This window comes from Streptomyces coacervatus (assembly GCF_029223485.1).
Taxonomy (GTDB): Bacteria; Actinomycetota; Actinomycetes; order Streptomycetales; family Streptomycetaceae; genus Streptomyces; species Streptomyces coacervatus.
In genome coordinates this window covers 465,776-479,231 of sequence record NZ_JARHTP010000001.1, presented here as the reverse complement: position 1 = coordinate 479,231, position 13,456 = coordinate 465,776, and the positions used below count along the sequence as shown (strand labels likewise).

Sequence of the window (13,456 nt, the reverse complement as noted above, 5' to 3'; positions counted from 1 at the left end):
GCGGCCTACTCCTGGGAGCTGATGCTGCGGCCACCGTCCACGAGCACGTTCTGGCCGGTGATGAAGGAGGCGTCCTCCGAGGCGAGGAAGGCGACGGCGGCGGCGATGTCCTCGGGGGTACCGAGCCGGCCCACGGGGGTGCGTGAGGCGGCGAGGGCCTTGTACTCGTCGGGCACCTCGGCCCACAAGGCGGTGGCCACGGCTCCGGGCAGGACGGCGTTGAACCTGATCTGCCCGCCGTACTCGACGGCGAGCTGGCGTACGAGGGCGTCGATCCCGCCCTTGGCAGCCGCGTACGCGGGGAAGCCCTTGAAGCCGATGACCGCGTGCACGGACGAGGTGATCACCACCGCGCCCCTGGCCGTCCTGAGCAGGGGCACGGTGGCGCGGACACCGTAGAGGACGGCGTCGAGACAGAGCCGCAACTGCTGGTGCCAGGTGGCGTCGTCCAGTTCGTGAGCCGCTCCGTGCACGTTCTGGCCGGCGTTGAGGTGGAGCACGTCGAGGCGCCCGGTCCAGGACTCGACCTCGGTGACGGCCGCGGTCCACTGACTCGGTGAGGTGACGTCGAGGCGCCGGCCCTGCGCCTGTCCTCCTGCGGCGCGGACCTCCTCGGCGACGCGCTGGGCGCCCTCGGCGTCCACGTCGGTCACGAGGACCGACGCTCCCTCCGCCGCCAGTCGGTGGGCAGTCGCCGCTCCGATGCCGGAAGCGGCCGCGGTCAGCAGGGCCGTACGGCCGGTGAAACGCGCCGCTGCGGCAACAGTCATGGCGTGCCTCCTGCTTCTGCCGGTCTGGCCGTGGAACTGCGCAGCACCAGCCGCGGCTCGGTCGGTACGACGACGTCGCTGACCGGCGCGCCCTCGATGGCTGCCACCAGGGCGTCCACTGCCGCCGTCCCCAGCTCGTACAGGGGCATGGCCACGGTGGTCAGCGGGGGGTGGAGGTGCGCGGCGACGGGCAGGTCGTCATTGCCGATCACCGAGACGTCCTCGGGGACGCGCAACCCGAAACTCCGGATCGCGGCCATCGCACCCATCGCCTGCGCGAGGGAGCTGGTGTAGAGCGCGGTGACCGGTGGGCGGCCGTCGCCGTCCACCGGGCGGAGCAGTTCCCGTGCCGCCGACCCGCCGCCGTTCTCGGTGAAGTCGCCGGACGCCACCGGCGCGGCGGACATTCCCAGCTCCGCGGCGTGCCGCAGGAACGCTTCCTTGCGGGTGTCGCTGGGGGTGATGCCCGGCGGGCCCGCGATGTGGCCGACCGCGCGGTGACCGAGGCCGTGCAGGTGATCGAGGGCGGTGACGCTGGAACGGGCCACGTCCATGGTGACGTTTCGCCCGGCCCCCTCGACCGACCGGTTGACGAAGACGTGCGGGACCGGGCTGGCGCGGAGTGCCTTGAGCAGCGGGTGACCGGGGCGGGCGGAGGCGATGAGCAGCCCGTCGACCCTGCCCTCCTGCACAAGGTCGTTGAAGGACTCGTCAGCTTCCTGTCCGTCGAAGTCCTCGGCCAGCAGGGAGAGATAGCCCAGTTCACGGGAGCGCCGGTAGGCGCCGCGGGCGATGGTGACGTACGTGGGGTTGTCCAGGGCGGGGACCAGCAGGGCCAGTGCGTGCGTGCTGGCGCCGGCCAGTGCCCGGGCCCCGGAATGGGGCCGGTAGCCAAGCGCCTCGGCGGCCTCGTGGACGCGTCGGCGTGTCTCCGGCCGCACGTTCAGGTCCTGTCTGCCGTTGAGCACCTTGGACACGGTGGCCTTGGAGACTCCGGCCCGCTCCGCCACGTCCACGAGCCTCGCCCTGACAGGCTGTTCCGCCACGTGGGTCCTCCTTCCGGGTGGGCGCCACGGGCCGCTCGGCATCTGCGGCGGGGGCGAGTTCCGGTCTGTTAACAAGCTCTTGACATCTTCTGGCGCTGCAACTTAACGTTCGCCGAAGTTCGAGTCAACCGGTTTCCCCAGACGGAAATAGCCGATACGTCTGGGCAGAGCCCCAGAAACCGGTCCATGCAGACGCAGCATTGTCAACGCCGGATACCGGCCATGGGCGGGTGCGCTACGGCGCGCCCGGGAATGTCACCGCGCAGGCGACCACCGTCGCCGTCGCGTGCGGACCAGGAAGTGGCGACACACGTGCCGGACAGCCGTGTGCGCCCGGTCCGGGACATCCGAACCAGGGCCGCGAGAGCACGGTGCCTCCCGATCGAGTCGTCCCCACGCCTTACCCCGTGCCCCTTTCCCTGCCGCTCCTCCCCGCGGCAGCTCCGCGTTCCCCATACATTCCGCACGAAAGGCTGTCCAGCTATGTCCGTCCCCACCACAGAGTCCCTCGACAGACGTCGTTTCCTCACTCTCTCCGGTGCCGCGCTCGGCGCGGCCGCGTTGTCCGGCTGTGCCGCTTCCGTCGACGACGGCTCCGGCGGCAGCTCGAAGGGCGACAGCACGACGCTCACGGTCATGTGCGAGAAGGACGACATCGACATCAAGGCCGCCCAGCAGGCACTGGGCGTGAAGATCAGGTTCCTCCAGAAGGACCCCACGAAGCTGAACGCCATGCTGGCCGCCAAGACCCCGCCGGACGTGGTGCGTGGGTTCGGAGCCACGGAAGCCCCGTACTTCGCGGCGCGCAAGCTGATGACCGACCTGGACCCGTACTTCGCCAAGAGCACGGTGCTCAAGCCCGCCGACCTCGACCCGGTCAACGACCTGTGGCGTTACGACGGCAGCAAGCAGGGCGCGGGCCCCCGCTACGGCATGGCCAAGGACTACTCGCAGGACCAGATGTTCTGGTACCGCACCGACCTGTTCGAGGCCGCGAAGCTGGAACTGCCCAGCGACACCGAGCCGCTCTCCAGCGAGGAGTGGCTGGACCTCGGCAAGCGCCTGGTCAAGCGCCGGCTGGGCAAGGTGAAGGTATACGGCATGAACATCACGGGACTCGGCTCCTTCTCCCCGCTGATGGCCATGACCGCGTCGGCCGGCGGCAGTCTCTTCACCGAGGACCTGACCTCGGTGGACTTCTCCTCCCCCGAGGCGCTCAAGGCGCTGCAGTGGTACCTGGACTACACGAAGGCCGACATCGGCCCGAGCGTCGTCAACCCGAACCCGGACGGCTGGGACTGGCCGACCTACCAGGCGGGACGGATGGCGATGGCCGGCGACGGCTACTGGTTCGGCGGAGCCATCGGCGGCGACCCCAAGGTCGCCGAGGTCTCGCGCCTGGCCCCCGCACCCCAGCTGGGCAACAGCCGGGTCAGCACCTGCTTCAGCGCCACCGGCTTTTGGATTCCGACGGAGGCCAAGAACAAGGACGCGGCCTGGAAGTTCTTCGAGTGGTTCTTCGGCAAGGAGCCCGCCGAGGGCAGGGCCGCCGCCGGCTGGGGCATTCCCACCCTGAAGTCGCTGCGCCCGAAGATGCCGCAGGGCAAGCCCTACCAGAAGCAGGCCTTCAAGGTGCAGGAGGAGGAGCTGACCCACTTCTCCGTCCTGCCGTTCACCCCGTACGCCCAGTTGACGTCCCTGGACGGGGTGATCAGCAAGGTCGTGCCGGGCGCGGTCAAGTCCGGTACCTCCGCGGGCAAGGTCGCGGACGAGCTGAACAAGCAGATGAACGACCTGCTCGCCAAGGGCAAGGAAGTGCTCGGGTGAGCACTGGACAGCTCACCGAGTCCGCTGCCGGGCCTGCTGCGCAGGGCCCGGCCGGGGCGGCGGCCACCCGGCCGCCGCGCCGGCGGCGCTCGCTGACGAGCCGCCGGGCCTGGTCGTTCTACGTCTTCGCCGGGCCCTGGGTGCTGGGGTTCGCGGCGCTGACGGCCTTTCCCCTCGGGTACGCCCTGTGGCTGAGCTTCACCAACTCCGACGGGCTGTCGCCGAACTCCCGCTTCGTGGGGCTGGACAACTACAAGGAGGTGTTCTCCGACTCGGAGACGCTGGCCTCCCTGGCCCGCACGGGAGTGTTCACCGCGACGACCGTGCCGCTGACCATCGTGGCGGGACTGTTCCTGGCAGTGCTGGTGAACCAGCCGATCCGGGGCCGCGGCCTGTTCCGCACGCTGCTGTACCTGCCCGCCGTGGTGCCGCCGGTCGGTGCCGCCCTGACCTTCAGGATGATCTTCGACCGTGACTCCGGGGCGGCCAACGGCCTGCTGGACATCTTCGACGTCAACGGTCTCACCTGGCTGGCGGACCCCTATGCCCGCTGGGTACTGATCGTCCTGACCATGTGGGGCGTGGGCAACGTCATGATCATCTCGCTGGCGGGACTGCAGGACATCCCCAAGGAACTCGGCGAGGCCGCCCGGGTCGACGGCGCCAGTGCCTGGCAGTCCTTCACCCGGATCACCCTGCCGCTGCTCTCCCCCGTCATCTTCTTCCAGGTCGTCACCGGGATCATCGCCTCGCTGCAGACCCTCGCACCGCTGCTCATCTCGCTCGACCCCACCCCGAAGGGCATCGGATCGATCCCTGAGAGCAACTCCCTCTTCATGATCCAGGTCCTCGACCAGTACCTCGTCGGCGGCCGTTACGGCTACGCCTCCGCCATGCTGTGGGTGCTCTTCCTGATCATCGTCGGCGTGACCCTCGTCATCTTCAGACTCAGCAAGGGCGCGGTCTTCTACTCCGTGGAGCCGGAGCGCGCGAAGACCAGGACCCGTACGATCGGAGGCGCCCGATGACACTCTCCCGGCGCAGTGTCGTCTACATGCTCCTGGTGAGCGTCCTCGTCCTCATGCTCAGCCCGTTCGGCTGGCTCGTGATCACCGCGTTCAAGGACTCGTCGGAGCTGAGCGCCGTCCCCATCCACTGGTGGCCGCACCATCCGAGCCCGGGCAACTTCCTGAAGGCGCTGAACGTCTGGGACTACTTCGGCTACGCCCGCAACTCCCTGACGATCGCCACCATCTACTCGGTCCTCGCGACGCTCGCCTCGGCCTGGGCCGGCTACGGCTTCGCCCGCCTCGAAGCACCGGGGAAACGAGTGATCTTCGGCGTGCTGATGGCGACGATGATGCTGCCGCAGATCTTCACCCTCATCCCGACCTACCTGATGTTCGCCAAGGTCGGCCTCCTCAACACGTACATGCCGTGGGTGTTGTGGGGCCTGTGCGGCGCCCCGTATCTGATCTTCCTGTTCCGGCAGTTCTTCAGCAACATGCCGAAGGAACTGGAGGAGGCGGCGATCGTCGACGGCTGCGGGCAGATCCGCATCTTCTGGCGGATCTTCCTGCCCCAGTCATGGCCGGTCATCGCCACCAGCCTGATCCTGTCGTTCTCCTGGACCTGGGGTGACTGGATCGCGCCCGCGCTGCTGCTGGACACCGACCGCACCACTCTCGCCGTCCAGCTCGCCACCGGCTACCGGAACGCGCACGGTGGCCAGCTCAACAACCTCGTCGCGGCAGGCACCCTGGTGTACGTCGTGCCCGTCCTGGTGCTCTTCCTGATCCTGCAGCGCGGCTTCGTCGCCGGAGTCTCCACCTCCGGACTCAAGTAACGCTGTCCACCAACGCACCACGCCGCAAAGGAACTTCGCATGACCACCACCCAGTGCTTCGGCACGTCGTCCACGGCGGTCAGGCCGTGACCGGGCGTCCCCCACTCACCCCGCAACTGGGCCGGACCCGGGTCATGGCCATCCTCCGGTCGGCCGACGCGACGGGACTGCCCGCCGTGGCCCGGGCCCTCGCGGAGGGCGGCATCACCTGCCTGGAGGTCACCCTCACCACACCGGGTGCCCTCGACGCGCTGGCCGCCGTCCGGGACGAGCTCGGGCCCGGGGTGGCGGTCGGCGCCGGCACGGTGATCACCACCGGGCAGGCCCGGGATGCGCTCGCGGCCGGGGCAGAGTTCCTGGTGGCCCCGGCCGTGGACACCGACGTGATCCGCTGCTCGACCGAAAGGAGCATCCCGTTCTACCCGGGCGCCTGGACGCCCACCGAGGTGTCCATCGCCTGGCGTGCGGGCGCCGCCGCCGTCAAGCTCTTCCCCGCGAGCACCGGCGGCCCCGCCCATCTGCGGCAGCTGCGGGCCCCGCTGCCCGACGTCCCGCTCGTCGCCGTCGGCGGAGTCGGCGTCGACCATGCGGCCGACTACCTGGACGCGGGCGCCCTCGCCGTCGGCATCGGCTCCCCGCTACTGCGCGGAGCGGACCGGAACCCGGCGGCGGAGAACCTCCAGTCCCTCGCGGAGAGGGCCCGCGCACTGCTCGACGCGATCCGGGCCACGTCCCGCCACCAGGAGGTGGGACCGTGAACGCCCCTTCCCAGCAACGCTACTTGGTGACCGTCGGCGAAGTCCTCGCGGTCCTGGCCGGGTCGGACACCGGCCCGCTGGCCGTCGGCTCCGACCTGCGTCTCGGGCTCGCCGGAGCCGAGTCGAACGTCGCCGTGGGCGTCAGCCGGCTCGGCGGGTCCGCCGTCTGGGTCGGCCGGGTCAGCGACGACTCGCTCGGCGACCTCATCCTCCGCGAGCTGCGCGCCGAAGGCGTCACCACGGTCGCCGCACGAGACCCCGCCCCCACCTCGCTGCTGCTGCGGGAACGCCGTACGGCCACGCACAGCCGCACCCGCTACTACCGCACCCGTACGGCCGGTTCCCGGCTCTCCCCGGAGGACATTCCCGAGGCCCTCGTCGCCGGAGCGGCGGCCCTGCACATCACCGGCATCACCCCGGCCCTGGGCGAGGGGCCGTCCCGGGCCGTCACCCGGGCGGTGGACATCGCTGTCGCCGCAGGAGTACCGGTCTCCCTGGACATCAACTACCGCTCCCTGCTGTGGGGGGAGGCCGAGGCCAGACGCACACTGCTGCCGCTGCTGCGCAGGAGCGACCTGGTCTTCGCGGGACCGTACGAAGGCAGGCTCATGACTCCCGACGCCGACGGACCGGAGGAGCTCGCCAAGGCCGTCTGCGACCTCGGCCCCTCCGGAGCCGTGATCAAGCTCGGCGCCGAGGGCGCGTACGCCCTCCTCGACGGACGGCCGTACCGGCAACCCGCCGTTCCCGTCACCGTGCTCGACTCGGTGGGAGCAGGAGACGCGTTCGCCGCCGGGTACCTCGCCGAACTGCTCGCGGGCGAGCCCCCGGAGCGGCGGCTGCGGACCGCAGCTCTGCTCGGCGCCTTCGCGGTGAGCACCACCGGAGACTGGGAAGGCCTGCCCCGCCGCTTCGAACTGGGGCTGCTGGAGCACCACGACGACATCGTGCGCTGAGCCTCTCCCTGCACCACGTTCGCTCAAGTACCCACCTGCTCAAGGAAATTCCAGGGACCACACGCATGCCCACGCCCACCTCCCACGACGAGGTCACTGTCCTCACCGGCTCCTACACACCCGACTCCGGCGGAACCGGCGCCGGCATCGCCGCCCTGGGACTCGCCCCGGACACCGGACGCCTGAAGCACGACACCGCAGTGCCGCCGGTGCCCGTCAACGGGGCCTCCTTCCTGGTGGCGCATCCCTCACTCGACGTCGTCTACAGCACGAACGAGACCGATCCGGGCACCGTCAGTGCCCTGGTCCGGCACCGCGACGGCCGACTGTTCCCGTCGGGCGCCCCGTTGAGCAGCGGCGGCGTGAACCCGTGCCACCTCGCCGTCCACCCGGGCGGGGGCTGGCTGCTGACCGCGAACTACGGCAGCGACACGGCGCCCGGCAGCGTGGCCGTGCACCGCCTCGACGCGGACGGACGCCTCGTGGAACTGACCGACGTCGCCGTCCACGAAGGGTCGGGCCCGGTCGCCGGACGGCAGGAAGGCAGCCACGCCCACCAGGTGCTCGTCGACCCGGCGGGCCGTTACGTCCTCGCCACCGACCTGGGCGCGGACGCGGTCTTCACCTACCGGCTCGACACCCGAGGCGGCACCCTGGAGCGGGTCGCGGTGAACCGGCTGCGCCCCGGCTCCGGTCCTCGCCACCTCGCCTTCGCTCCCGGCGGTGGGCTGGTGTTCAGCGCGGACGAACTGTCCTCGACGGTCACCTGCCACTGGTACGACGCCGGTACGGGCACCCTGACGGGCGTCTCCTCGGTGCCCGCCACGGCCGTCCAGGACGTCACCAACCAGCCGGGCGGCATCGTCGCCTCTCCCTGCGGCCGTTTCCTGTGGGTGACCAATCGGGGCGCGGACACGGTGGCCGCGTTCCATGTCACCGGCACAGCACTGTCACCGATCGACGAGATGTCCGCCGGCGGTACCTGGCCGCGCGGCCTGACCTACGCGGACGGTCATCTGCTGGTCGCCAACCAGCACAGCGGGACGCTCGTCGCGCTGCGTGTCCTGGACGACGGGGCGCTGCGGCAGGCGGGGGCGGCGCTGCCCGTTCCGTCGGTGGTCTGCGCACTCGTCCTCTGACCCGACCGTCTCGCCCCCTTTTCATGCCCGCCCCCCAACCCCCGCATGGCTTGAACGGACTCGTCCGCGCACACCGAACAGCCTGAAACAGTCAACGAAAGGCAGTCATGTCCCGCACCACTCCCGCACGCTTCACCCTCGACTCGGCGTTCGGCATCGGCGCCGTCAACCCCCGGCTGTACGGATCGTTCGTCGAGCACATGGGCCGCTGCGTCTACACCGGCCTCTACGAGCCGGACCACCCGGCCGCCGACGCCGCCGGCCTGCGCCAGGACGTCCTGGACCTGGTCCGGGAGCTGGGCGTCACCACCGTGCGCTACCCGGGCGGCAACTTCGTCTCCGGCTACCGCTGGGAGGACAGCGTGGGACCGCGCGAGGAGCGCCCGGTCCGGCTGGACCTCGCCTGGAAGACCACGGAGACCAACGAGTTCGGCCTCGGCGAGTTCATGGACTTCTGCACGAAGACCGGCATGGAGCCCATGATGGCCGTCAACCTCGGCACCCGCGGGGTCGAGGACGCCCTGCGGCTGCTGGAGTACAGCAACCACCCGGGCGGCACCGAACTGTCCGACCGCCGCGCCGACCACGGGGCCAAGGAGCCGTACGGCATCAAGATGTGGTGCCTCGGCAACGAGATGGACGGAACCTGGCAGATCGGCCACAAGACAGCCGAAGAGTACGGGCGGCTCGCCGCCGAGACCGCCCGCGCCATGAAGATGATCGACCCCGATCTGGAGCTGGTGGCCTGCGGCAGCTCGGGCACCGGCATCAAGACGTTCGCCGCCTGGGAGGCCACCGTCCTGGAGGCCACCTACGACAACGTCGAGCACGTCTCCCTGCACGCCTACTACGAGGAGATCGACGGCGACCGGGACTCCTTCCTGGCGTCCGCCGTCGACATGGAGCACTACATCGAGTCGGTGGTCGCCACCTGCGACTACGTCCGCGCCCGGCTGAAGGCGACCAAGCGCATCAACCTCTCCTTCGACGAGTGGAACGTCTGGTACCAGAAGCGGCCCAACCCGCACGCCGTGGAGGACTGGCAGCAGGCCCCGCGCCTGCTGGAGGACGTCTACACCGTCACCGACGCCGTGGTGTTCGGCTCGATGCTCATCGCGCTGCTGCGGCACGCCGACCGGGTGACCGCTGCCTCCCTGGCCCAGCTCGTCAACGTCATCGCGCCGATCATGACCGAGCCGGACGGCCCGGCCTGGCGGCAGACCACGTTCTTCCCCTTCGCCCAGGCCTCGACGTACGGGCGCGGCCGAGTGCTGCGCGTCGACGTGGACAGCCCGACGTACACCACGGCGAAGTTCGGCGAGGTGCCGCTGCTGCACGCCACCGCCGTCATCGACGACGAGACCGGCGACGTCACCGTCTTCGCGGTCAACCGCGGCCAGACGGACGCCCTGCCGCTGAACATCGACCTGCGCGGCGTCGGCGCCCACACCCTGGTGGAGCACCTGGTCCTGGCCGACAGCGACCCGGAGGCCGTCAACACCGCGGACCGGCCCGACCGGGTCGCCCCGCATCCCGCCACCGGTACCACCGTCACCGAGGGCGTCCTGCACGCCGAACTCGAGCCGCTCTCCTGGAACATGATCCGGCTGACCGGCCGGCAGGACTGACCACTCCGGCATACCGACCGCCCATGGGCCGTTGCCACCGCCGCCGTCCACGTCGCGGACACCGGCCCGGCCCATGGGCTTTCACACGGCACCCTCACACTCACGCCCGGGAAGAACCGATGACAACCGTTGCCCGACCCCTGTTCCGAGACCCCATGCACGACGGCGCGACCGACCCCACTGTCATCTGGAACCGGCGGGCCGGCGAGTGGTGGATGTTCTACACGAGCCGTCGCGCCGACGCCCCGCCGATCGACGACGCGAGCTGGATCCACGGCACCGACATCGGCATCGCGTCCTCCGCGGACGGCGGAGCCACCTGGCTGTACCGGGGAATCGCCGAAGGACTGGACACCGAGCCCGGGCGGAACACCTACTGGGCTCCCGAGATCGTCGACGAGGGAACCGAATACCACATGTACGTCAGCGTGATCCGCGGTGTTCCGACCCGGTGGCCGGGCCACGCGCGCGTGATCCGCCACTACACGAGCGACGACCTCTTCTCGTGGACCTACCGTTCCACCCTGTCGCTCTCGTCCGACAGAGTGATCGACGCCTGCGTGCTGCGGCTCCCCACGGGTGGCTACCGCATGTGGTACAAGGACGAGGCCGACAACGCGCACACCTACGCGGCGGACAGTGACGATCTGGCCCACTGGACCGTCCGGGGGCCCGTCGTGGAGTTCTCGAAGCACGAAGGCCCGAACGTCTTCGAGTTGGACGGCAGCTACTGGATGATCATCGACGAGTGGCATGGACAGCGGGTTCTACACTCCCGTGACCTGGAGGCATGGGAACCGCGCGGACTCATCCTCGACCATCCCGGGCAGGGCCCGGACGACGGGGGATACGGCTACCACGCCGATGTCGTCACCAGCGAACTCGGCGCGTTCATCTTCTACTTCTCGCACCCCAGGCGTCCCGACGGCCACTCCGGACCCCACGCCAGCCACGAGGACCGCCGGAGTTCGGTCCACGCCGCCCGTCTGCGGGTGAGCGGAGACACCCTCGTGTGCGACCGCGACGAGGTCCTTGAGGCCCCCATCCTCCCGCTCGAAGGGCCTTCGAACAGAGGAAACGAGCACTGATGCAGCCACTGCCCCGCAGCGCGGTACGCCTTCTTCCCGGCCCGTTCCTCGACGCACAGGCCACCGCCCTCGAGTACCTGCTGTCCCTCGACCCCGACCGGCTCCTCGCGCCCTTGCGGCGCGAGGCAGGCCTGCCGCCCATCGCCGAGTCCTACGGCAACTGGGAGAGCTCCGGCCTCGACGGCCACACCGTCGGGCACGCGTTGTCGGGCGCCGCGCTCATGTGCGCGGCGACGGACGACCCCCGACCGAGAGCCTTGGTCAAACGTCTGATCGAAGGCGTTGTCGAGTGCCAGGACGCCCTGGGCACCGGCTACGTCGGAGGCATCCCCGACGGTGTGCGGCTGTGGAAGCGGGTGGCCGCGGGGCAGGTGGAGCGGGACTCGTTCGAGCTCGGTGGTGCCTGGGTCCCGTGGTACAACCTGCACAAGCTCTTCGCCGGGCTGCTGGACGCCCACCGGCACGCCGGTTCGGACCTGGCGCTGACCGCCGCCCGACGGCTGGCCGACTGGTGGGACCGGGCAGCGGCGGAGATGGACGACGACACCCACGAAGCCATGCTCCGCACGGAGTTCGGCGGGATGTGCGAGGTTCTGGCGGACCTCGCCGACGTCACCGGCACGGACCGGTACGCGGCCCTGGCCCGGCGATTCCTCGACCAGTCCCTGCTCACCCCGTTGCGCGAACACCGCGACGTCCTCGACGGGATGCACGCCAACACCCAGATCGCGAAGGTCGTCGGTTACCAGCGACTCGGCGAGGTCGCCCGCGACCCCGCGCTGCGGGACGCAGCCCGGTTCTTCTGGCAGACCATGACCCGGCACCGGACGCTCTCCTTCGGCGGCAACTCCGTACGAGAGCACCTGCACCCCCGCGACGACTTCAGCTCCGCGCTCCAGTCGCCGGAAGGCCCCGAAACCTGCAACACCTACAACATGCTCAAGTTGAGCCGCGCCCTGTTCCTCGAACGGCCGGACGCCGAGGTGCTCGACCACTACGAGCGTGCGACGGTCAACCACATCCTCTCGTCCCTGCACCCGAAGGGCGGGCTGGTGTACTTCACCCCGGTCCGGCCGGACCACTACCGCGTGGTGTCGACGTCCCAGAACTGCTTCTGGTGCTGCGTCGGCACCGGGCTGGAGAACCACGCGAAGTACGCCGAGCTGGTGTACACGACCGAGGGCGACGACCTGTTCGTCAACCTCTTCATCGCCTCCCGGCTCAACCGGCCCGAACACGGCCTGGTGCTGGAACAGACCGGTACGGTCCCCTACGACGACGAGGTACGACTCGTCGTGCGCGACGCTCCCGCCATCCCTGTGGCGATCCACCTACGCGTGCCCGGCTGGCACGAGGGGCCACCCCAGGTCCGCGTCAACGGCGCGCCGCCCGAGGAGGGGCCGGCCCCGCTCACGACGCGCCACGAGCCAGGCGGACAGCCCCTGACATACGTGCGTCTTGAGCGGCAGTGGCGCGAAGGGGACACGGTCACCATGTGCCTTCGCCCACGCATCAGCGCCGAGCTGCTGCCCGACGGCTCGCCGTGGGTGTCGTTCCGCTACGGTCCCAGTGTCCTCGCGGCCGAAGGCGACCGGAACGACCTAGTCGGCCTCTTCGCCGACGACTCCAGGCTGGGGCATGTCGCCAGTGGCCCATTGCGTCCGCTGGAGAACCTGCCCGTCGTGCTCGCCCGGAGCACCTCCGATGCGGCCGCCGGCGTGCGGCGGCTCGCCCCGGACCGGTTGGCCTTCGCCCTGGATCACGTGGACGCGCGACCGGGTCAGTCCGTCACCCTCGTGCCCTTCGCAGGCATCCACGACTCCCGTTACTGCCTCTACTTCCCCCTGGCGGAACCGGAGCGGCTCCAGGAGCGGCGGGCGGAGCTCCGCGCGGCCGACGAAGCGGCACTCGCGCTGCACGACCGCACCGTCGACGCCGTTACCGCGGGCGAGCAGCAGCCCGAAAGCGACCACCGGTTCCTGGGGTACGACACGTGGTCGGGCCTCACCGACGGACTGAGGTGGCGGGCCGGCACCGGATGGTGGTCCTACCGTCTGACAGACCGGGACGGTACCGCCACCGGCCTGCAGGTGATCCACCTCTCGGACGCTCAGGCCGGGCCGACCCGTGTGCTGGTCGACGGACGAGCGCTGGGCACGATCACGCCCTCACCGGATCGCGAGGGCGAGGAGATCTCCCAGGTCCTCCCGCTCGACACGGACCGTCCCGCCGGACCCGTCAAGGTTCGGTTCGAAGCGACCGGGCCGGCGACCACCGTCCGGCTGCGCGAAGTGCGCCTGGTGCGCTGACGTGATCCACCACCCGGAAGTCTCGCTACCCCGGCCCCGCCTTACTCTCCGGCCGTCCTGAGCACCCGTGTCCGAACGCCCATGGCCGA

Annotated in this window: 11 protein-coding genes; 9 read left to right on the top strand and 2 right to left on the bottom strand. The window is 70.2% G+C overall.

The window, feature by feature from the left end; translation table 11 throughout:
• Positions 1 to 5 precede the first annotated feature (5 nt).
• Positions 6 to 770, bottom strand: a complete 765-nt coding sequence (locus tag P2Q00_RS02100) for an SDR family NAD(P)-dependent oxidoreductase (protein WP_275768840.1) — start codon at positions 768 to 770, stop codon at positions 6 to 8.
• Positions 767 to 1,816: a LacI family DNA-binding transcriptional regulator gene (locus P2Q00_RS02095; protein ID WP_275768839.1), complete on the bottom strand. Its 1,050-nt coding sequence runs from the start codon at positions 1,814 to 1,816 to the stop codon at positions 767 to 769. The genes P2Q00_RS02100 and P2Q00_RS02095 overlap by 4 nt, the downstream gene beginning before the upstream one ends.
• A gap of 483 nt (positions 1,817 to 2,299) precedes the next feature.
• On the opposite strand from P2Q00_RS02095, the gene P2Q00_RS02090 reads away from it, so the two are divergent.
• The 9 genes from P2Q00_RS02090 to P2Q00_RS02050 all read left to right on the top strand — a co-directional run bounded on the left by P2Q00_RS02090 (position 2,300) and on the right by P2Q00_RS02050 (position 13,367).
• On the top strand, positions 2,300 to 3,643 hold the full coding sequence (locus tag P2Q00_RS02090; RefSeq protein ID WP_275768837.1) for an extracellular solute-binding protein: 1,344 nt from the start codon (positions 2,300 to 2,302) through the stop codon (positions 3,641 to 3,643).
• Complete coding sequence (locus P2Q00_RS02085) at positions 3,640 to 4,671, top strand: carbohydrate ABC transporter permease (protein WP_275768836.1); 1,032 nt, start codon at positions 3,640 to 3,642, stop codon at positions 4,669 to 4,671. Before P2Q00_RS02090 ends, P2Q00_RS02085 begins: the two co-directional genes overlap by 4 nt.
• Positions 4,668 to 5,489, top strand: a complete 822-nt coding sequence (locus P2Q00_RS02080) for a carbohydrate ABC transporter permease (protein ID WP_275768834.1) — start codon at positions 4,668 to 4,670, stop codon at positions 5,487 to 5,489. The genes P2Q00_RS02085 and P2Q00_RS02080 overlap by 4 nt, the downstream gene beginning before the upstream one ends.
• A 53-nt stretch (positions 5,490 to 5,542) precedes the next feature.
• A complete protein-coding gene (locus P2Q00_RS02075; RefSeq protein WP_338059287.1) occupies positions 5,543 to 6,247 on the top strand; it encodes a bifunctional 4-hydroxy-2-oxoglutarate aldolase/2-dehydro-3-deoxy-phosphogluconate aldolase in 705 nt (234 codons plus the stop codon).
• Positions 6,244 to 7,203, top strand: a complete 960-nt coding sequence (locus P2Q00_RS02070; RefSeq protein WP_275768831.1) for a sugar kinase — start codon at positions 6,244 to 6,246, stop codon at positions 7,201 to 7,203. The genes P2Q00_RS02075 and P2Q00_RS02070 overlap by 4 nt, the downstream gene beginning before the upstream one ends.
• Before the next feature lie 65 nt (positions 7,204 to 7,268).
• A complete protein-coding gene (locus P2Q00_RS02065) occupies positions 7,269 to 8,342 on the top strand; it encodes a lactonase family protein (protein ID WP_275768829.1) in 1,074 nt (357 codons plus the stop codon).
• 107 nt (positions 8,343 to 8,449) lie between these two features.
• Positions 8,450 to 9,970 (top strand): arabinosylfuranosidase ArfA, encoded by a 1,521-nt coding sequence (gene arfA / locus P2Q00_RS02060; RefSeq protein ID WP_275768827.1) that lies wholly within the window; start codon positions 8,450 to 8,452, stop codon positions 9,968 to 9,970.
• A gap of 119 nt (positions 9,971 to 10,089) precedes the next feature.
• Positions 10,090 to 11,058 (top strand): glycoside hydrolase family protein, encoded by a 969-nt coding sequence (locus P2Q00_RS02055; protein ID WP_275768826.1) that lies wholly within the window; start codon positions 10,090 to 10,092, stop codon positions 11,056 to 11,058.
• Positions 11,058 to 13,367, top strand: a complete 2,310-nt coding sequence (locus tag P2Q00_RS02050; protein WP_275768824.1) for a glycoside hydrolase family 127 protein — start codon at positions 11,058 to 11,060, stop codon at positions 13,365 to 13,367. The genes P2Q00_RS02055 and P2Q00_RS02050 overlap by 1 nt, the downstream gene beginning before the upstream one ends.
• Positions 13,368 to 13,456 lie beyond the last annotated feature (89 nt).